Here is an 18,191-nt window from a genome sequence, read left to right as displayed (position 1 = left end):
GTCTCTATTCCGCGGCCACAAGGTCGTTCGGGACCGAGATGTCGGTGTCGGACACCAGCACCGAGGTATCGAGCAGCACGGCGACGCGGTCACCGATGCGGCCGATGCCCGAGATGACCGGACGCGAGGCCGAGCGGCCGAACTGGGTGTGGCGATCGACCTGCGCGGGCGGGATTTCGAGGACCTCGGACACGCCGTCGACGATCAGGCCGATGGGCGCATCGCCCACGTCCATCACGATGACGACGGTGCGTTCGTCATAGGCGCGTTCGGGCATGCCGAAGCGCAGGCGGACGTCCATCAGGGGGATCACCTTGCCGCGCAGGTTGATCACGCCTTTGATGTAATGCGGCACGTCGGGCACCGACATGATGCGTTGCATGCCGACGATTTCGGTCACGCCTGCGATGCCGACGCCGTATTCCTCGTTTGCGAGGGCGAAGGTCAGATACATCTCGTCGATGTTGTCGGTGTCGCCAAGCGACAGTCCGGCGGGGGCGTTTTCAGACATTCGGGTCTCCTGTCGTTCTTTCGGGGCGCATCAGGCGCGGATTTCGGGGCGGGACGTGCGGGTGCCGAGCAGGTGCAGCATCCGTGCGGGAATATCATCGAGTGGAAGTGCGGCTTCGGACGCGCCGTTTTCCCATGCCGCCATGGGCATGCCGTAGACGACAGAGCTGTCTTGATCCTGTGACAGGGTGCGGCCGCCTGCGTTGCGGATGGCCAGAAGGCCCGCGGCGCCGTCGCGGCCCATACCCGTCAGGATCGCGCCGACCGCATTCGCACCGGCAAGGCGGGCGACCGAGTTGAACAGCACGTCGACGGAGGGGCGCGAGAAGCAGACGGCGGGGCCTTCGACAAGGCGGATGCGGTAGCCGCGGCCTGCGCGGTCAAGCTCCATATGGCGTTTGCCGCCCGGTGCGATAAGTGCGGTGCCCGCTTCGACCAGCTCGCCGTCCTGGGCTTCGCGGACATGCACCGTGCAGGTGCCGTCGAGGCGCGCGGCGAAGGGGCCGGTGAACGCCTCGGGCATGTGCTGGACGATGACGATGGGCGGGCAATCATGCGGGAACATCGGCAGGATGGTGCCAAGCGCCTGCACCCCGCCGGTGGAGGAGCCGAGTGCGAGGATTTCGCCGCCGCCGGGGCCGCGCGATATGACCGGGGCGGCAGGGCGCTGCGGGGCTGCGGGGCGGGTGCGGCCAAGGACGACATGGGCATCGGCGGCGGCGCGCACGCGGGCGCAGATGTCGGCCATCATCGCGGGCAGGCCCGAGGCGAGGCCCGCGCCGAGGGCGGGCTTGGGGATGATGTCGACGGCTCCCGCTTCCATCGCATCCATCGAAGTCTGGGCGCCGTCGCGGGTATGGGCCGAGATCATCACGGTGGGGATGCGGGCTTTCGGCAGGAAGCTGCGAAGGAAGGTGATGCCGTCCATTTCGGGCATCTCGACGTCGAGCGTGATGACATCGGGGCGCAGAGCCTGGATCATCTGCCAGGCGGTGTCGGGGTTCGACGCCGCGCCGACCACCTGGATGAAGCGGTCGGACGACAGGCCCATGGTCAGCACCTTGCGGACCATGGCCGAGTCGTCGACGATCAGGACCTTGACGATCCGCGGCGGGGCCATCAGTTGCCCCCCTTGCGGTGGATGCCGTTGTCGACCGAGTGCCAGCGCGACGGCAGATCGCGGATGTTTTCGGTCACCGAGGTGACGAGCCAGCCATTCGGTTCTGTGACATCGTTGATCGCGTCGAGCGTGGCGAGCTGGTCGGCCGGTTCGAAATAGTAAAGGATGTTACGGCAGAACACCGCCTGGAACGCCTTGCGGAACGGGTAGGGCGTGGTCTTGAGGTTCATTTGCCGGAAGGTGCAGCAATCGCGCAATTCGTCGCGGACGCGGAACTGGGCAAGGCCGACGGGTTCGAAATACTTGCGACGCAGGTCGGGCGGGACACGGTCGAGGCGCTGTTCGGCGAAAAGGCCGGATTCGGCCTGTTCGACCACGGGGGCCGAAATGTCGGTGCCGAGGATGGCGGTGCGCTTCAAGGCCGAGAGGCCGTAATCTTCGGCGATCATGATGGCCAGCGTATAGGCTTCGTCGCCGGTCGAGCAGGCGGCGGACCAGATACGGATTTCGTCGCGCTGGGCAAGGGTGGGCATGATCTGGCGGCGGAACTGGTCCAGCACCTCGACCTCGCGGAAGAAGTAGGTGTGGTTGGTCGAGGCCGCGTGCATCACTGCGAGTTGCAGGTCATGGCTGGCATCGGTCGAGAGCTTGCGCGACAGGTCAGACAGGGTTTCGACCGAAAAGGCGCGCTGCACGCGGGACAGGCGCTGGCGCAACAGCTCCATCTTGTGTTCGGGGTAATGGATGCCGCAGCGCTGGCTGAGCCAGCCGCGGATCTGTTCGCAGCTGTGCAGTTCCGATTGGCTCATGATGCGACCCCTGCACCGAGGCGTTCGCAATCGAGCACGAGGGCGACTTCGCCGGTGCCGAGAAGCGCGCAGCCCCAGCTGGCACGGACGGCGGCGAGGCGACCGACGAGCGGCTTCATCACGACTTGCTGGCGGTCGAGGATTTCATCGACAGGGACCGCGATTGCGCCCGAGGTGGTGTTGAAGACGACGAGAACGCCGGTCGAGGACGAGTTGCCGCTTTGCGGGGTGCCGTAGAAGTGGTCGAGGCGGCAGATCGGGATGTGCTTGCCGCGTAGACGGAACATCTCGGACCCGCCTTCGGCAGAGATGCCGAGGAGTTCGCCGGGGGCGGGGCGGGCGATTTCCGAGACCACGTCGATCGGAACGGCGAAGAGCTGTTCGCCAAGGCGCAGGATGATGCAGTCGAGAAAGGCGAGCGAGACGGGGATGTGCAGCGCCACGCGCGTGCCCGCGCCGGCGGTGCTGTCGACCGCGATGCGGCCGCGAAGGGCGGTCATGGTGGAGTTCAAGACGTCCATGCCGACGCCGCGGCCCGACAGGTTCGACACGGTTTCGGCGGTGGAAAAGCCCGGCTCGAAGATGCATTTCCACAGCGCCGAGGGTTCGGGTTCCTCGTCGGGGCCGAAGAAACCCTTTTCGCGGGCTTTTTTCAGGATGCGGTCGCGCGAGAGGCCGCGGCCATCGTCGGCGACGATGATCTGCACTTCGGATCCGACCTGTGCGGCGGAAAGGGTGATACGGCCTTGCGGCTCCTTGCCGTTGGCGCTGCGCTCTTCTGGCGGTTCGAGGCCGTGGTCGGCAGAGTTGCGGACGACGTGGAGGAGCGGGTCGTAAAGTTTGTCGGCGACCAGTTTGTCGATGGCGGTTTCGCCGCCTTCGATCACCATGTCGATGGATTTTCCGGTCTGGCGTTCCAATTCGCGCACCATCCGGCGCAGGCGGCGGAACACATCGTCGATGGGCACGAGGCGCAGATCGGTCGCAGCGTCCTGTACCTCGCGCACGATCATGTTCAGGCGGTGCACGGCGGTGTCGAAGTTCGACAGCACGAGGCCGTTCAGATCGGGCGACTGCACCGTTTCCGAGACCGAGAGCGAGAGTTCGCCCACGAGGTCCATCAGGCGGCTGATCTTTTCGGACGACACGCGCATCAGGCCGGTATCGGCCGAGGCGGTGGCGGGCGCTGCGTTTTCGACTCCGGTGCTCATGGATGCACACCCCGTTCCACGGCGCGGGGCGTCGCGGGTGTGCGAGATGCAAGCAGCACGATGTCGTCGCGGAAGGTCATCCCGTCGTTCCCTTTGTTCCGTCTGGGGCGGTATCTGCAAATCGCGGGCCAACAGGGCCCATGCACAAAGTCAGGCTGCGTCTTCGTTGCGGTCGAAGTTGAAGATGCACACGCCGTCGAAACCGGTGGACTTGAACAGGAACGTCTTCTTCATCGTGTCGAGGAAACCGCCGTGTTTCTTTTCAAAGACCTTGAGGTCGTTGACCGACGGGAAGAAGACGTTGATCGACACGTCGCCTTCCTTGCTGATCAGGACGTTCAGGCCCGTCAGGTTGCAGGAGGGAATGGCGTTTCCCAAAGCCTCGATCACGAAAGGCGCTGCGATCTGTGCTGCGTCGAGTGAAGGAAATTTCAGATGGTAGGTTTTTGACAGCATGGACCGCTTGCCCCTAGAGGTTGTCGCTTGTTCGATGGAAAGAACGGCGTGATTGACCGGAATGTGATACAGACCTTGGTATGGGGTAATGGAATAGGTCGCGCCGTGGCGGGCAGAAGGTATTGGCTGACCCCGCCGAGATGGGCAGACCCGTATGGGTCGGATGCCATCGGCAGGGGCGCCTTACCGCCCGCTGGCGCGTCGGAAAATCGATAGGGCGGAACCGCCACGCTTTCGCGCCGGAAATTCGACGCCACTTTGGCGGCTCCGTTCATGGTATCGGCCGCTTGAGGGGCCATTTTAGGGGCTGTGCAAACTTTTTTGCGGTTGGGCCTGCGTCTGGCACGCAACCTGCTTCTTCCGGTGCAACGACGGATTGCACAAAGGAAGACCTGCCATGGCAACGATCCACCTGATTGACGAGTGCTTCGAGGCTGCAGGGGCATTGGCCCTGCTTCTGGGGCGGCGGCGCGTTGCGGTGGAGCGTGGGGCGAGGCCGGTGCAGGGGGTGCAGGTGCTGGCCGTCTCGGCGGCGTACGAGCTGAAGGCGGGAGGTCCGCGTGGGGTGGCCGATCTGGCGCGGGCTTGCGGCGCGAAGTGCATCGTGGTCGTGACCGAAGGGGCTGCGGCCTTTGCGCTGGCCGAGGAGATGGGCGGGCGTTTGCTGCGGGTTTCGCTGCCGGTGACGGGGCAGGTCGCGCTGCGCGACAGCGGGCTTTTGATGCTGGCCGACATTCTGGGCGGGCAGGTTCAGGCGATGGTCGCCGCTGATCCGGCCACGGGGCAGTTGATCGATCTGGCCGCGCGTGTGGCGCGGACGGATGTGACGGTGTTCATCAACGGGCCTACCGGTTCGGGCAAGGAAGTGCTGGCGCGTCAGGTGCATGCCGCAAGCCGCCGCGCCAATGCGCCTTTCGTGGCGATCAACTGCGCGGCCATTCCCGAAAACATGCTGGAAGCGATCCTGTTCGGGCACGAGAAGGGCGCGTTCACGGGTGCGTCGACCGCGAACAAGGGGATTATCCGTGCAGCCGAGGGCGGTACGCTGATGCTGGACGAGGTGTCGGAAATGCCGATGGGCTTGCAGTCGAAGCTGCTGCGCGTGTTGCAAGAGCGCCGCCTGACGCCGATCGGGTCGCAGACGGAAGTGGCGGTCGATATCCGCATCATCGCCACGTCGAACCGCGACATGCCCGAAGAAGTGCGGGCGCGGCGGTTCCGCGAAGACCTTTTCTATCGTCTGAACGTGTTTCCGCTGGCCACCCGTGCGCTGTGCGAGCGTCCCGATGACATTCCGGTGCTGGCCGCGGCGATGGTGCGGCGGCATACGCCCGCAGGTTCGGCGCTGCCGATGCTGTCGGCCGAGGCCATCACGGTGCTGATGTCGCACGACTGGCCGGGCAATGTGCGCGAGTTGGAAAACGTCATCCAGCGGGCGCTGGTGATGCACGAAGACGGGGTGATCCAGCCGGTCGATCTTCTGATCAACGCGAGCGCGCCGAGTGCGATGCTTGCGCTGGCGCGTGCGGTCTGAGGTAGGACATGACCGTCGGACCAGTTTCGGGCTTTCAGCCCTTTCAACCCACACCCATTGCCAAGCCGCAGGTCGCACCGGAAACCACCGGTTTCGCGGACCGGATAGGTGATGCTGTCAACGATCTGGCCGGGGCGCAGGCCAAGGCGTCAGAATCGGCCAAGGCCTTTGAACTTGGCAAGACCAGCGATCTGGCCAGCGTGATGGTGGACCAGCAGATTTCCTCGCTCGGGTTCCAGTTCGCCCTGAACGTGCGGAACAAGGCGCTGAGCGCGTATCGCGACATCATGAACATGCCGGTGTGACCAGATGGCTATGACCCCGAATTCCCCGCTGGCCGGTAACCCGTTGGTGGCGCAGGCGCGCAACGCGGTGAGCAATGTGTTGCGGATGGGCGATCAGCCCGCGCTGCGGCGGGCGATGCCTGCCGTGATGATCATGGTGGTGACGGTGCTTGCGCTGGCTGCCTGGGCGCTGTTGCGCGAGCCGTCGCGGATGTCGCTGTATCCGGGGCTGGCCGAGGCCGAGAAAAGCCGCGTGTTCGACGCGCTGACGTCGGCGCGGATCGATGCGACGGTGGATCAGGTGACGGGCGAAATTCTGGTGCCGAGTGCCGATTTCCACAAGGCCAAGATGCTGCTCGCGTCGCAGGGGTTGCCCGAGGCGATGCCGGGCGGCGACGCCATGCTGACCGATCTGCCGATGGGCGCAAGCCGGTCGGTCGAGGCCGCGCGGCTGCGGCAGGCGCAAGAGTTGGAACTGGCGGGGTCGATCACCGAGATCGCATCGGTGCAGGGCGCACGGGTACATCTGGCGCTGCCCGAGCGGTCGGCGTTCTTGCGCGATCAGGAACCGCCGCGTGCGAGCGTGTTCCTGCAACTCGCCAGCGGGCGCGTGATGGAGCAGGCGCAGGTCGAGGCGATCGTGAACCTTGTGTCGTCGAGCGTGCCCGGAATGGCGCGGGGCGACGTGACGGTGGTCGACCAGATGGGGCGGCTGTTGTCGCGCGGGTCGGATGATGCGGGCACGCTTGTGACGGATCGGCAGTTGCAGCAGCGGATGGAGGTGGAAAAGGTCTACCGTCAGCGGATCGAGGCCCTGCTGACGCCGATTGCCGGGGTGGGCAATCTTTCGGTGCAGGTGACGGTGGATATGGATTTCACCCAAAGTTCGATCACGTCCGAACGGGTGGACCCGAACGGCACGGCGATCAGCAGCGAACAGTCGGAAATGTCGGAAAGCACCGAAGGCGTGGCCAAGGGAATTCCCGGCGCCGTGTCGAACACGCCGCCCAATCAGGGCACACTGGCTGCACCGGACGCGGCACCGGTCAATGCGCCGGTGAACGGGGAAAAGACGGTGCCGACGAACCGAACCTCGGGCACGACGAAGACCTATCAGGTGAGCCGGACCGTCGAGACGACGCAACCTGCGACAGCGACGATCAAGAAGGTCAGCGCGGCGATCCTGATGCGGGCGGTGCCGTCGACGGTGCCGCTGGCCGAGGGCGAGACTGCGCCCCCGGCGCTGCCCGATGCGCTGAAGGCCGATCTGGAGCGGTTGGCGCAAAGTGCCATCGGTTTCGATGCGACCCGTGGCGACAGCGTGGTGGTGATGGCCCAGCCCTTTATGGAAGAGCCGCTGATCGACGCGGCGCCTACCGATTATTCCTGGCTGCCCGAGGCGGCAAAGCAGGTGGGGCTTATCGCGCTGATCGCCATCGTGGCGCTGGGTATCATCCGCCCCATGCTGACGCGTAGCCCGATGACGGCCGAGGCACTGGCAAGCGCGCCGGGCAGCGTAAGCATCGGCGGGGTTCCCGGTGTGGAAGTCGGCGAGGGCGAGACGCTGGACGATGTGCAGGCGCGGCTTGAGGCGCGGCGGTCCAAGCTGACCCAGGCGGCGCTAGGGTCATCGGCCACGCGTGAGGAGAAATTTGCCGTGCTGCGCCAGATTGCCGCCGAAGACCCTGCACGGATCGCGTCGGTCCTGCAGCGGATGATGAAAGACGAACTCGATTCCAGCGTTTCCTGAAAGGGGTCTGACATGCCTGCTCCGCGTCCTGTGAGTGTTGATCCCGTAGGTCGGCCGTTGACTTCGGTCGAACTGACGAAGCTGCAAAAGGCGGCCGTGCTGATGCTTCTGTTCGGGGAACGGGCGGCGGCGGCGGTCTTGAAGAACCTGACGCCGGTCGAGGTGCAGAATCTGGGGGCGGCGATGTATGCGATCGGCGATGTGGATCAGGCATCGCTCGAGGATGTGGTCGAGGAATTCCTGACCGGATTGTCGGCCGAGACCGGGCTTGGGCTGGGTGCGCCGGTCTATATCCGGTCGGTGATGACCGAGGCGCTGGGCGAGGACAAGGCGCAGTCGATCATCAGCCGGATCAACCCTTCGAGTGCCGAGCGGCCTATCGAGATACTCGACTGGATGGATGCGCGATCGATTGCCGAGCTGATCCTTGACGAGCATCCGCAGATCATCGCGCTGGTCATCGCCTGTCTGGAATACGGGCTGGCCGCCGAGGTTCTGACCATGCTGCCCGAGGGGGCGCAGCCCGATATCGTGCGCCGGATCGCCGAGTTGTCGACGATCCAGCCCGAGGCGCTGCGCGATCTGGAGCAGGTGATGCAGAAAAAGTTCAAGGCGAGTTCCACCACGCGGGCCAGCCAGATCGGCGGGGTCAAGGCGGCGGCGCGGATCATGAACTTTACCAAGACCGCGACCGAGCAGCGGATTTTGCGCGATGTCAGGAAGGATGACAAAGACCTGATGATGGCCATTCAGGACAACATGTTCATCTTCGACAATCTGGTGAAGTCGGACGACCGTTCGTTGCAGACGCTGCTGCGAAACGTCGACAACGAGCAGTTGGTGCTGGCGTTGAAGGGTGCCGACGAGGTGCTGAAGGAAAAGTTGCTGGGCTGCATGTCGACCCGTGCGGCGGCGAACCTGCGCGACGAGATGGAGGCGATGGGACCCGTGCGCCTGACCGAAGTGCAGGAAGCGCAGAAGATGATCGTCGCCACGGCGCGGCGCTTGTCGGACGAGGGAACGATCATGCTGGCCGGACGCGGCGGCGAGCAGATGGTGTAAGGCGTGGCACAGGCGATGGGAACGGCCGAGGTTATGGCGCTTGTCCGCGCAAAGGCGGGCAAGGGATTTTCGGGCACCGCGCGTCCGGTCGACGGCAGTTTCCGTGCCGTTCCGATAGACCGCATGGCACGGCTCGAAGCGGCGGCGGTCGAGGCGGTCGAGGCCGAGGTTGTCGTGGATGACATGGCCGAGGTTGTCCCGCCCGCGCCCACGGTCGAGGAACTGCTGGCCGAGGCGCGCGAGGCGGGCTTTGCCGCAGGCAGGGCGGACGGATTGGCCGAGGGGCGCAAGCTGGGGGCTTTGGATACCGAGGCTGGCGTGATCGCGGCGCGGGATGCGTTCGTGGCGCTGGCTTCCAAGCTGGCAGTGACGGGGATGGACGGTGCCGATGCGCTGTCGGCGGCGCTGTCGGGCGCGGTGCGGTCCATGGCATCGGTGCGGGCGGGGCAGGTGATCGACGATCTGCCTGCGCCGTTTCTGGCGCGGATCGAGATTTTGGCCGACCGTGTGGCCCAAGGGGTTCGGGCGGTGACTGTTGCTTTGCATCCCGAAGATCTGGCAGCGGTCGCGCCCTATCTTGCCGGGTCTGACCTTGCGGGGGCTGTCGTTGCCGCCGACCCGCGCCTGTCGCGGGGCGATGTTGCCGTGCGGGCCGAGGGGATTTCGCTTACGGACCTGATCGGGGTCGCGCCATGACCTTGCTTGCCCGGATCGCTGCCGATGTGACGCGGGCGGCGGTGGCCGCCCCGCGCATCGAGGGGCGGGTGCTGCGCTATGACGGGCTGATCATGGAGGCGACCGGCTTTCCCGCCAGCCCCGGCACGATGTGCGAAATCGCGACCGAGACGGGCGATGCGGTGCAGGGCGAGGTGATCGGCTTTGCGCGCGGCAACGTGATGCTCTTTCTGAACCAGCCCGGCGCTGCTGTCATCGCGGGAGCGCGGGTGCGGGTGATCGGCGGCGGGCAGATGGCCGAGGTGGGCGAGGCCCTACTGGGCCGCGTGATCGATGCCGAGGGGCATCCGCTCGACGGGCTGCCCGCGCCGCGGTGTGACAAGGTCTGGCCGCTTGCGGGCAAGGTGATGAACCCGCTTGCGCGGACTCCGGTCGACAAACCGCTGGATGTGGGCGTGCGGATCTTGAACGCTGCGCTGACCATCGGGCAGGGGCAGCGGATCGGGATCATCGCGGGGTCGGGCGTCGGAAAATCGGTGCTCATGGAGATGATGGCGCGGTTCACAAGTGCCGATGTGATCGTGGTCGGGCTGATCGGCGAGAGGGCGCGGGAAGTCGGCGCTTTCGTGCGGTCGGTGATGACGGGCGAAGCCGCCAAGCGCATCTGCATGGTGGCCGTGCCTGCCGACCGTTCGCCTCTGCTGCGCCTGCGGGCGGCGCGGCGGGCGACGGCGATTGCCGAAGCCTTCCGCGCCGAGGGCAAGCAGGTCTTGCTGATCATGGACAGTCTGACGCGGGTGGCCCATGCCCAGCGCGAGATCGGCCTTGCCTTGGGCGAGCAGCCGACGGCCAAGGGCTATCCGCCAAGCGTGGTGTCGCTGATCCCTACACTGATCGAACGGACGGGGCCGGGATTGCCCGGCGAGGGAGCGATCACCGCGATCTACACGGTGCTTGCGGACGGGGACGACACGACGAACGATCCGGTGGTCGATACGGCGCGGGCGATCCTCGACGGGCATATGGTTCTGTCGCGGCGGCAGACGCAGATGGGGATCTATCCGGCGGTCGATCTGCCGCAATCCACCAGCCGTGTGATGGGTGATATCACGGACAAGGAGCATCGGGCGGCGGCGCAGAAGCTGCGGCGGATGATCTCGCTTTATATGGACAACCGCGACCTGATGCTGATGGGGGCTATATGCCCGGTCAGGATGCAGACCTCGACGAGGCGATACGACTTTGGCCCGCGATCGAGGCGTTCATCCGGCAGGGCGCGCACGAGGCTTCGGCTTTCGATGACAGTCGGGCCGAGTTGCTGGCGCTGGCGGGTGTGGCGTGACCGAGCGGTCCAAGACGCTGGCTTTGATGGCGCTGAAGGAAAAGGCGCGGGTCGCGGAAACGCTGGGCGGCTTGCGTGAAGTGCTGATGCAAAAGGCGCAGGCGGGGGCGGTGGCCGAACGGCTGGCGGCGGTGCTGGCCGAAAAGCGCGGGGCGGCGCCTGCGGTGCAAAGCATGGCGACCCTGCGGGCCGAGCGCGGCATGGTCGGGCAGATATTGGCCGAGATCGACAAGCAGCGCGACCGTGAGTCGGCTCTGGCACTGGCCGTGGCCGAGGCGCAGGCGAAGCTGGCGCGAGAGGAGCACCGCTTGCAGCTTTTGGCCGACAAGGCCCGCGAGGCGCGGCGCGGCGAGGCCGAGGCAAAGCAGGCCCTGCGCGATGGTGCGATGCCGCCGCGCAAACGTTAGGCCGCTTGGCACCGAACTTGCAAACGGGACGGCAATGGATCGAGCGGGCGGATTGCCCGAAAGGATGAGACACCGATGAACATCGGCGAGACCAGTGCGATTTTGCCAACGCCCGAGGCTTTGGCCGTGGCCGGATCGGCTGCGCCTGCCCTTGCGGCAGGGGCTGCCGGCTTTGCCGACAGGCTGGCCAAGGCGATGGGCGAAGCGCCTGCGCCTGTGGCGGGGAAACCGGGAACGGTGCCGGTGGACGCGCAGGTTGCCGTTGCGGGTGTCGTGGTCGCGGATGCTGCCGTTGGCGGTGAGGTGGTGCCGGTAGCGGACGTTCTGGCGGTTCAGGCAGCGTTGTCGGGTGGTGTGGCCATGGCAGATGTCCAGTCTGCCGTTGCGCCTGAAGCGGGTGGCGACGCTACCTTGCCGGCTGGTGCCGATGGGGTTGTTGCAGCAGATATTGGGCCGCGCGATGTGTCGATTGTCGCAGCGGGGATGCCGGTCGTTTCCGACCGGGCCGAGACCGTCGGCGAAGATGCCGGGGAAAAGGTTGCGCCCGCCGCGGACACAGAGGCGGATGAGCTGTTGGAGGCCGCGTCTGTGACGGCGTCTGTGACGGCGCCTGTGCCCGTGCCTGTGCCTGTGCCGGTTGCGGGGCCGGTTGCGGGGCCCGTGGCAGCGGGGGCTGTCGCGAGCACGGTGACCGAGGCTGTTGCGGGCGCTGGGTCCGACGCTGAATCGACAGCGGCGAAGCCGTTGCGTCAGGCAAGGCGAGCCTTGGTCGATGCGATGCCTGTCGCGGTGTCGGTGACGGTCGAGACCGCCGTTGCGCGGACCGGGGCGGAGCAGGAAACGGGGCCTGTTACGGGTTCGGTGACGGGCAAGGAAATACCGTCAGACAAGGCCGGAGCAGACGACGGGTCGGGTGAGGCAAAGCCTGCCAAGCCGAAAGCCCTGGCCATCGTGACGGCTGCCGAACCGGCGGTGTCGCGGACGGTCGATGCGGTGACTGGCGCGGCGGCAGCCGGCGCAGCCCCTGTCGCCCCGAAGCCTGTACTTGCCGAACCGAAACTCGCCGATCCGGGTAACCCCGTGGTGCAGCAAATGCCGCTGCCCGTGTCACATGCGGCCGACCGGACAGTCGCGCAGCCGTTGCGGACCGATCTGCCCGGCTGGGAACAGGTTTTGTCGGAACGCATCAGTGCCGAACTGTCGGATGACGGGCAAGAGATCGAACTGTCGCTCAGCCCCGAAAAGCTGGGGCCGTTGCGGATCAAGCTCGAGATGGTCGACGGGCTGGCGCAGGTGAAATTCATCACCGCGACACCTGAAGCCGCGCGGGTCTTTACCGAAGCGCAGCACCGGTTGACCGAAGGGCTGTCACGCGCCGGGATCGACCTTGGCAGCCAGAGCGCCGAAAGCGGCAGGCAGGGCAGCCAGCCGGATGACCGCGCCACCCCGCGCAACCGCATGACCGAATTTCTGACCCATTCGCGCCGGATCGAGGCGGGCGACGCGCCCGGCTTGCGCCGTGCTGCGGCGGGTCTTGTCAACCTGATGGCCTGAGGACGGAAACGAAGATGACGATGCAAGCAATCGATGCCCCGAAACGCAAGGGCGGTCTGATGGGGATGATAAAGACTTTGCTTTTCGCGGTGATCCTGCTGGGTGCGGGGTTCGGCGGCGGCTGGTTCTATTTCGCCAACCCGCTGTCGCCCGCGCAGGACATGCTGCAACTGATCGACCCGCAATCGGCCGCGCCCGCCGGGGAACACGCCGCCGAAGGCGAGGGCGAGGCGCCGCTCAAGGTTCCCAAACCCGTGCCCGAGGAAGAGAAGTTCCAGACCAGCTATTTCACCTTTCCCGACCCGATCACCGCGAACCTGCGCGACAGCAAGCGGTTCCTTCAGGTGCAGATCGGTGTGTCGACGCAATATGACGAGTCGGTCATGAAGAATGTCGAGACGCATAAGCTGGCCTTGCAATCGGACATGCTGACGGTGCTTTCCACCTTTTCGGAGACGGACATCGAGGGGACAGAGGGCCGCGCCCATCTGGCCGATGCGGTGAAAGAAGCGATCAACGCGCGGCTGGAAAAGGCCGAGGGCTTTGGCGGGATCGAGGATGTGTTCTTTCCGTCCTTTGTGCTGCAGTAAGGGGCGCGTGAGATGATCGCGAAACCGCGGAAACTATCGGCAGGGGACGTTGCAGCCCTTGTTGGCGGGTTGATGGACTCGCCCGGCGACATGGAGACGTCGCTGAGCGGTGCCGAAGTTCGCCCGTACGTCTTCGGGTCGAACGACCTGTCGTTGATGGGCGATTACCACGCGCTGCGGATGATCAACGAACGCTTCTGCCGCATCGCGCGGTCGGTGTTTCTGCCCATGCTGCGGATCCAGCCGCGGATTTCGGCCTTTCCGGCGGAAACGCGGACATTCGACGATTACCGCAACAGTCAGGACAATTTCGTCAGCCTGACCAATACCAAGATCGATGAGCTGCGCGGCAACCATCTGATCGTGATCCCTCCGCCGTTCATCAGCCTTCTGACCGACGCCTATTATGGCGGACAGGTGCGCTACGTCAAAAGCCACCGCAACGAGTTTACCGCGACCGAGCAGCGCGTGATCGAGATCGTGACCGACCGGCTGAACAACGCGCTGCAACTGGCGTGGCGCGACCTGATGGGGCTGACATTTACCGTGGCCAGCCGCGAGGAGAACATGCAGTTCGCAGCCTTCGTCGATGGCGATGACATGGTGGTGAACTGTTCTTTCATGGTGCAATTGCCCGATGCCGAGCCTGCGAGTTTCGACATCCTCTATCCGCTCCAGACGCTTAAACCCATCGCGAGCCAGTTGCGGAGCCGGATGCAGTCGGACTTCCTCGACGATGACCAGTCGTGGCGCGACCGGCTGGAACGGGCGGTGATGAACATCCCGTTGCAGGTGCAGGCGCGCATGTGCGAGCCGGAGATTGCCTTGCGGCAGTTGACCGCGCTGAAAGAAGGGGACGTGATCCCCGCGAAACTGGCTGAAACCGTTCAGGTCCTGATCGACGGGAAGCCCTATTTCGAGGCCGTGCCGGGCGATGTTGCCGGAAAATCGGCCTTGAGCATCACCAAGAAGCTGAAGGGAAATGCGCTATGAACGAGGCATTGAAGGGCGGGCATGACGGGCTGCGCCTGCTGGAAAACGTGGGCGTCAAGCTGACGGTCGAGGTGGGGCGCGCCGAGTTGACGATCCGCGATCTGCTGCGGCTGTCGGAGGGGTCGGTGATCGAGCTGGACCGGCTGGCGGGTGATCCGCTGGACGTGCTGGTGAACGGCACGCTGATCGCCAAGGGCGAGGTGGTGATGGTCGGTGAACGCTTCGGCATCCGTTTCGGGCAGATCATCGATCCGGAGAAGCGTGCCGAGTCGATCTAAGGGCGATTTCTGACGCAGAAATCGCGGCGGAATTTGACGCAAATTCCGTTGCCCCCGCGACCGGACGGGTCTTTGCGCGAAATCTGTGTCAGATTTCGTGCCGATTTCTGCGTCAGAAATCGGGCACGCGGCACGGGGATTGCACGCATTCGGTGTAATTGCCGGAGTGCTTTGCCTTGGACGCGATCAGACCTGACCAATATGTGACGCTTTTTCTGTTCATGGCCGTGCTTGGCCTTGGCTGGCTGGTGGTCACGATCAACAAGGGCGGGCTTGCCCGCCGCGTTGCCGGAGAGCGGCGTATCAGGCTGGCCGAGGTGACGGCGCTGTCGCCGACCGACCGCGCCATGATCCTGACCGTGGACGGGCAAGAGTTTCTGCTGATCCGCTGCAAGGGGGCTGCTCCGGTGATGCAGGCGCTGCCCAAGCGCGAGGTGGCGGCATGAAACGCCTGCTGGTTCCGCTGTTCATCCTGCTGCCCCTTGCCGCCCATGCCCAGGGTCTGCCTGCGCTGAACCTGACACAAGGGCCCGAGGGGACGACCTATTCGCTGTCGTTGCAGATCGTGGCGCTGATGTCGGCGCTGACGATCCTTCCGTCCCTGTTGCTGGGGATGACGGCTTTCACGCGGATCATCATCGTGCTGTCGATCCTGCGGCAGGCGCTGGGCACGCAGCAAACCCCGCCCAACCAGGTTCTGGTGGCGCTGGCGCTGTTCCTGACCTTTTTCATCATGCAGCCGACCTTTACCGCGATCTATGACCAGTCGCTTTCGCCCTATCTCGACGGGCAGATGGAGGCGCAGCCCGCGATGGACACGGCAAGCCATATCATCAAGGGCTTCCTGATCGAGAACACGCGCCAGAACGACCTTTTGATGTTCCAGCGGCTGGCGGGGGATGCGCCCTATACCGACAACGACTCGGTTCCGCTTTCGGTGCTGCTGCCCGCCTATATGACATCGGAGTTGAAGACCGCGTTCCAGATCGGGTTCCTGATCTATCTGCCGTTTCTCGTGATCGACATGGTGGTCGCGTCGATCCTGATGGCGCTTGGCATGATGATGCTGTCGCCGATGCTGGTGTCCCTGCCGCTGAAACTGCTGTTGTTCGTGCTGGTCGATGGTTGGGCTTTGACGGTCGGGTCGCTGGCGGCGACCTATGGTCTGGGGGATAGGATCATGGATTTCGACAGCAATATCGAGAATTTGCAGATCGCTTACTGGAACATCCTGGTCGTCGCGGGGCCGGTTCTGGGCGTGGCGCTGGTGGTCGGTCTGGTGATCGGCGTGTTGCAGGCGGCGACATCGATCAACGAGCAGACGCTGTCCTTTGTGCCCAAGCTGGCGATCAGCATGGGGGTGCTTGCGCTGGCGTCGGGCTTCATGCTGACGCGGATGACGGATTATTTCCACTACGTCTTCGAAACCATCGCGGCGATCCGCTGATGGAGGCGATGCTTCCGGGGCTCGATCTTGGCGCGGTGACGGGGTGGCTGACGCAATACCTGTTCGCCATGCTGCGGATCGGGGCTTTCGTCATGGCCTCGCCGGGGTTCGGCGGGCGGTTCGTGCCGGCGCAGGTGCGGGTGATGGCGATTGCGGTTCTGGCGCTGCCGGTGGTGGCGGGCGGGATCGAGGGCGGCGTGGTGCTGCCCGAACCGGCTGCCCTTGCGGGGCTGGCCGCGCTGCGGCTGGTCTTTGCCGAGCTGATGCTGGGGCTGGTCGCGGGGCTGGTGCTGACGATCCTGTTCGGGGCGGCGGCCTTGGCGGGGGACCGGATCGCAGCGACGGCGGGGCTTGGCTTTGCCGCGCAGTTCGACCCTGCCGCCGGAGGGCAGACGCCGGTGGTGGCGCAGATCTTCGGGCTTTTCATGTTGATGGTCTTTCTGGGCAGTGATGGCCATCTGGCCGCGATCCGCGTGGTGCTGGAAAGCTATCAGGCGGTGCCGCCCGGTGCGCCTGTCGATTTCGCCCGCATCATCGCAGCGGGGCTGACAGCAGGAAGCAGGATGTTCGCGCTGGGCATGGCCACGATGCTGCCGGTGGTGGCCTGCCTGCTGCTTTTGAACATCGCGGTCGGGATCGTCACGCGCTCTGCGCCGTCGCTGAACCTGTTTTCCTTTGGCTTTCCGGTCACGATGGTTGCGACCTTGCTGCTTTTGTACATCACCGTGCCGACCACGGCTGCCTCGCTCGAGGATGTGGTATTCGAAGGGGTCGACATGATCGCGGCCGTTCTGGGAGGGCGCGATGGCTGAGGAGGATGACGGCGCCGAAAAGTCACAGGAACCGACACAGAAGCGCAAGGATGACGCGCGCGAGGACGGGCAGGTCCTGACCTCGAAAGAGGCGATGGTCTTTGCCGGTTTCGCGGTGGGGACGGGGCTTTTGTCGATGGCCCCCGCCGTATTGCCCGGCATGGTGCCGGTCTGGGCCGATTATCTGCGGCTGGGGCGGGCCGATGCGCTGGACGATCTGGTGACGCTGCGGATCGGCGCGGCGTTCTGGCACATTCTGGGAATTTCGGTCGTGGTGGCGCTGCCGCTTCTGGCGGTGATGGTCGGTTTGCAGATTGCGCTCGGGGGGCTGCACTGGTCGCCAAAGGCGATGGGGTTGCAGCTGTCGCGCATCAATCCGGGGGCTGGATTGGCGCGGATGGTTTCGGCGAATGCGCTTGTCGAACTGGGCAAGGCGGTTGCCAAGGTCGCGGTGCTGTGCGGTATCGCATGGCTGATCGTGTCTGGCATGCTGCCGCTGATCGGGCGGCTGGGCGAACAGACGGCGGGCGGCGCGCTGGTGGTGTTGGGTTCTGCGGTCTTGAAACTGGTATCGGGGCTGACGCTCGGTCTTGCCGCGATCGGGGCGGCTGATCTCGCATGGCAGATCATGTCGATGCGAAAGAAGCTGATGATGTCGATGGAAGAGGTAAAGCAGGAGAGCAAGGAGCAGAACGGCTCGCCCGAGGTTAAGGGCCGTTTGCGCCAGTTGCAGATGGAGGCGAGCCGGCGGGGCGCAGGCCAGCGCAAGGCGTTGGACGATGTGCCGCGCGCGACCGCGATCATCACGAACCCCACCCATTTCGCAGTGGCGATCCGCTATGTGCCCGGCGAAACGCGGGCGCCGGTGATCGTGGCGATGGGCAAGGGCCCCATGGCGCAGGAGGTCATGGCGCGGGGCAAGGCCGTCGGGCTGCAACCCTTGCAGATCCCGCTCTTGGCACGGGCCTTGTACTTTACCGGCGATATCGGGGGCGAGATCAACGAACAGTTGTTCACCGCCGTGGCCGCCGTGCTGGCGCATGTCTATCGGCTGGAGCGGGGCGAGGGATCGAACCTGCCCGATGTCGAGGTTCCGGCAGAGCTGCGCTTCAACGAATTCGGACGGATGGAGGGAACGGCATGAAAAAACGCATGTCAGCGGGCGAGACGATTTCCAGCGTGGTCTTTGGCGGAGCGGGGGCGTTTTTCCTGCTCGCCGCGACCGATCCGGCGCGGGGCATGGCGGAACGGGTCGTGCTGGTCATCTGCGGGGTCGGCACAGGGCTTGCCGCCTTTCGCTTCCAGATTGCGGCTTTGGTCCGGCGCTGGCGCTAGGCCGGCGGGTGGCACGGATTTT

The 18,191-nt window shown here is 65.2% G+C and carries 20 protein-coding genes and 2 pseudogenes; 17 read left to right on the top strand and 5 right to left on the bottom strand.

Features of this window, described 5'->3' with window-relative positions; translation table 11 throughout:
* Window positions 1-4 precede the first annotated feature (4 nt).
* From HYN69_RS15310 to HYN69_RS15290, 5 genes are all read right to left on the bottom strand, one after another.
* Window positions 5-511 carry a chemotaxis protein CheW gene (locus HYN69_RS15310; RefSeq protein ID WP_108436504.1) on the bottom strand — a complete coding sequence of 169 codons (507 nt, stop codon included), beginning with the start codon at window positions 509-511 and terminating at the stop codon, window positions 5-7.
* A gap of 30 nt (window positions 512-541) precedes the next feature.
* On the bottom strand, window positions 542-1,630 hold the full coding sequence (locus HYN69_RS15305) for a protein-glutamate methylesterase/protein-glutamine glutaminase (protein WP_108436503.1): 1,089 nt from the start codon (window positions 1,628-1,630) through the stop codon (window positions 542-544).
* The gene (locus tag HYN69_RS15300) at window positions 1,630-2,439 is read right to left on the bottom strand and encodes a CheR family methyltransferase (protein WP_108436502.1); all 810 of its coding nucleotides are present in this window, start codon (window positions 2,437-2,439) and stop codon (window positions 1,630-1,632) included. The genes HYN69_RS15305 and HYN69_RS15300 overlap by 1 nt, the downstream gene beginning before the upstream one ends.
* Complete coding sequence (locus HYN69_RS15295; RefSeq protein ID WP_108436501.1) at window positions 2,436-3,650, bottom strand: chemotaxis protein CheA; 1,215 nt, start codon at window positions 3,648-3,650, stop codon at window positions 2,436-2,438. The genes HYN69_RS15300 and HYN69_RS15295 overlap by 4 nt, the downstream gene beginning before the upstream one ends.
* A 150-nt stretch (window positions 3,651-3,800) precedes the next feature.
* A complete protein-coding gene (locus tag HYN69_RS15290; RefSeq protein WP_108436500.1) occupies window positions 3,801-4,106 on the bottom strand; it encodes a hypothetical protein in 306 nt (101 codons plus the stop codon).
* A gap of 397 nt (window positions 4,107-4,503) precedes the next feature.
* Here HYN69_RS15290 and HYN69_RS15285 point away from each other — a divergent pair, with 397 nt between their 5' ends.
* The 17 genes and pseudogenes from HYN69_RS15285 to HYN69_RS15210 all read left to right on the top strand — a co-directional run bounded on the left by HYN69_RS15285 (window position 4,504) and on the right by HYN69_RS15210 (window position 18,169).
* Complete coding sequence (locus HYN69_RS15285) at window positions 4,504-5,640, top strand: sigma 54-interacting transcriptional regulator (protein ID WP_108436499.1); 1,137 nt, start codon at window positions 4,504-4,506, stop codon at window positions 5,638-5,640.
* Between the two features lie 8 nt (window positions 5,641-5,648).
* Window positions 5,649-5,945 carry a flagellar hook-basal body complex protein FliE gene (fliE, locus tag HYN69_RS15280; RefSeq protein ID WP_108436498.1) on the top strand — a complete coding sequence of 99 codons (297 nt, stop codon included), beginning with the start codon at window positions 5,649-5,651 and terminating at the stop codon, window positions 5,943-5,945.
* Between the two features lie 10 nt (window positions 5,946-5,955).
* Window positions 5,956-7,674 carry a flagellar basal-body MS-ring/collar protein FliF gene (gene fliF, locus HYN69_RS15275; RefSeq protein ID WP_230426437.1) on the top strand — a complete coding sequence of 573 codons (1,719 nt, stop codon included), beginning with the start codon at window positions 5,956-5,958 and terminating at the stop codon, window positions 7,672-7,674.
* A 12-nt stretch (window positions 7,675-7,686) separates the two neighbouring features.
* The gene (gene fliG / locus HYN69_RS15270; protein WP_108436496.1) at window positions 7,687-8,736 is read left to right on the top strand and encodes a flagellar motor switch protein FliG; all 1,050 of its coding nucleotides are present in this window, start codon (window positions 7,687-7,689) and stop codon (window positions 8,734-8,736) included.
* Window positions 8,737-8,739: 3 nt separating this feature from the next.
* A complete protein-coding gene (locus HYN69_RS15265; RefSeq protein ID WP_159082497.1) occupies window positions 8,740-9,432 on the top strand; it encodes a FliH/SctL family protein in 693 nt (230 codons plus the stop codon).
* Window positions 9,429-10,753 (top strand): annotated as a pseudogene (locus tag HYN69_RS15260) (FliI/YscN family ATPase). Before HYN69_RS15265 ends, HYN69_RS15260 begins: the two are co-directional and overlap by 4 nt.
* A complete protein-coding gene (locus HYN69_RS15255) occupies window positions 10,750-11,160 on the top strand; it encodes a hypothetical protein (protein ID WP_159082496.1) in 411 nt (136 codons plus the stop codon). Before HYN69_RS15260 ends, HYN69_RS15255 begins: the two are co-directional and overlap by 4 nt.
* Window positions 11,161-11,235: 75 nt before the next feature.
* Window positions 11,236-12,714, top strand: coding sequence for a flagellar hook-length control protein FliK (locus HYN69_RS15250; RefSeq protein ID WP_108436493.1), 1,479 nt, complete (start codon window positions 11,236-11,238; stop codon window positions 12,712-12,714).
* 14 nt (window positions 12,715-12,728) lie between these two features.
* On the top strand, window positions 12,729-13,304 hold the full coding sequence (locus tag HYN69_RS15245) for a flagellar basal body-associated FliL family protein (RefSeq protein WP_216824614.1): 576 nt from the start codon (window positions 12,729-12,731) through the stop codon (window positions 13,302-13,304).
* A gap of 12 nt (window positions 13,305-13,316) precedes the next feature.
* Window positions 13,317-14,297 carry a flagellar motor switch protein FliM gene (gene fliM / locus HYN69_RS15240; RefSeq protein ID WP_108436492.1) on the top strand — a complete coding sequence of 327 codons (981 nt, stop codon included), beginning with the start codon at window positions 13,317-13,319 and terminating at the stop codon, window positions 14,295-14,297.
* Window positions 14,294-14,575 carry a flagellar motor switch protein FliN gene (gene fliN / locus HYN69_RS15235; protein ID WP_108436491.1) on the top strand — a complete coding sequence of 94 codons (282 nt, stop codon included), beginning with the start codon at window positions 14,294-14,296 and terminating at the stop codon, window positions 14,573-14,575. Before fliM ends, fliN begins: the two co-directional genes overlap by 4 nt.
* Before the next feature lie 176 nt (window positions 14,576-14,751).
* Entirely contained in the window at window positions 14,752-15,021 is a 270-nt protein-coding gene (locus HYN69_RS15230; protein ID WP_108436490.1) for a flagellar assembly protein FliO, read from the top strand.
* Window positions 15,018-15,737 (top strand): annotated as a pseudogene (fliP, locus tag HYN69_RS15225) (flagellar type III secretion system pore protein FliP); the annotation flags it as partial. The gene HYN69_RS15230 and the pseudogene fliP, both read left to right, overlap by 4 nt.
* Before the next feature lie 18 nt (window positions 15,738-15,755).
* Window positions 15,756-16,022 carry a flagellar biosynthesis protein FliQ gene (fliQ, locus tag HYN69_RS21510; RefSeq protein WP_174213663.1) on the top strand — a complete coding sequence of 89 codons (267 nt, stop codon included), beginning with the start codon at window positions 15,756-15,758 and terminating at the stop codon, window positions 16,020-16,022.
* Complete coding sequence (fliR, locus tag HYN69_RS15220; RefSeq protein WP_108436488.1) at window positions 16,022-16,834, top strand: flagellar biosynthetic protein FliR; 813 nt, start codon at window positions 16,022-16,024, stop codon at window positions 16,832-16,834. The genes fliQ and fliR overlap by 1 nt, the downstream gene beginning before the upstream one ends.
* The gene (locus HYN69_RS15215; RefSeq protein ID WP_108436487.1) at window positions 16,827-17,978 is read left to right on the top strand and encodes an EscU/YscU/HrcU family type III secretion system export apparatus switch protein; all 1,152 of its coding nucleotides are present in this window, start codon (window positions 16,827-16,829) and stop codon (window positions 17,976-17,978) included. Before fliR ends, HYN69_RS15215 begins: the two co-directional genes overlap by 8 nt.
* Window positions 17,975-18,169: a hypothetical protein gene (locus HYN69_RS15210; RefSeq protein WP_108436486.1), complete on the top strand. Its 195-nt coding sequence runs from the start codon at window positions 17,975-17,977 to the stop codon at window positions 18,167-18,169. Before HYN69_RS15215 ends, HYN69_RS15210 begins: the two co-directional genes overlap by 4 nt.
* The last annotated feature ends 22 nt before the right edge of the window (window positions 18,170-18,191 follow it).

The sequence above is a fragment of the Gemmobacter aquarius genome (assembly GCF_003060865.1).
Taxonomy (GTDB): domain Bacteria; phylum Pseudomonadota; class Alphaproteobacteria; order Rhodobacterales; family Rhodobacteraceae; genus Paragemmobacter; species Paragemmobacter aquarius.
Note: the sequence above shows the minus strand (reverse complement) of the source record. Positions and strands in the feature narration are given on the sequence as shown.

Excerpts from the sequence above, each read along its gene's own strand:
- HYN69_RS15310 (WP_108436504.1), bottom strand. The coding sequence starts at position 511 with ATGTCTGAAAACGCCCCCGCCGGACTGTCGCTTGGCGACACCGACAAC.
- HYN69_RS15305 (WP_108436503.1), bottom strand. The coding sequence starts at position 1,630 with ATGGCCCCGCCGCGGATCGTCAAGGTCCTGATCGTCGACGACTCGGCC.
- HYN69_RS15300 (WP_108436502.1), bottom strand. The coding sequence starts at position 2,439 with ATGAGCCAATCGGAACTGCACAGCTGCGAACAGATCCGCGGCTGGCTC.
- HYN69_RS15295 (WP_108436501.1), bottom strand. The coding sequence starts at position 3,650 with ATGAGCACCGGAGTCGAAAACGCAGCGCCCGCCACCGCCTCGGCCGAT.
- HYN69_RS15290 (WP_108436500.1), bottom strand. The coding sequence starts at position 4,106 with ATGCTGTCAAAAACCTACCATCTGAAATTTCCTTCACTCGACGCAGCA.
- HYN69_RS15285 (WP_108436499.1), top strand. The coding sequence starts at position 4,504 with ATGGCAACGATCCACCTGATTGACGAGTGCTTCGAGGCTGCAGGGGCA.
- fliE (WP_108436498.1), top strand. The coding sequence starts at position 5,649 with ATGACCGTCGGACCAGTTTCGGGCTTTCAGCCCTTTCAACCCACACCC.
- fliF (WP_230426437.1), top strand. The coding sequence starts at position 5,956 with ATGACCCCGAATTCCCCGCTGGCCGGTAACCCGTTGGTGGCGCAGGCG.
- fliG (WP_108436496.1), top strand. The coding sequence starts at position 7,687 with ATGCCTGCTCCGCGTCCTGTGAGTGTTGATCCCGTAGGTCGGCCGTTG.
- HYN69_RS15250 (WP_108436493.1), top strand. The coding sequence starts at position 11,236 with ATGAACATCGGCGAGACCAGTGCGATTTTGCCAACGCCCGAGGCTTTG.
- HYN69_RS15245 (WP_216824614.1), top strand. The coding sequence starts at position 12,729 with ATGACGATGCAAGCAATCGATGCCCCGAAACGCAAGGGCGGTCTGATG.
- fliM (WP_108436492.1), top strand. The coding sequence starts at position 13,317 with ATGATCGCGAAACCGCGGAAACTATCGGCAGGGGACGTTGCAGCCCTT.
- fliN (WP_108436491.1), top strand. The coding sequence starts at position 14,294 with ATGAACGAGGCATTGAAGGGCGGGCATGACGGGCTGCGCCTGCTGGAA.
- fliQ (WP_174213663.1), top strand. The coding sequence starts at position 15,756 with ATGGATTTCGACAGCAATATCGAGAATTTGCAGATCGCTTACTGGAAC.
- fliR (WP_108436488.1), top strand. The coding sequence starts at position 16,022 with ATGGAGGCGATGCTTCCGGGGCTCGATCTTGGCGCGGTGACGGGGTGG.
- HYN69_RS15215 (WP_108436487.1), top strand. The coding sequence starts at position 16,827 with ATGGCTGAGGAGGATGACGGCGCCGAAAAGTCACAGGAACCGACACAG.
- HYN69_RS15210 (WP_108436486.1), top strand. The coding sequence starts at position 17,975 with ATGAAAAAACGCATGTCAGCGGGCGAGACGATTTCCAGCGTGGTCTTT.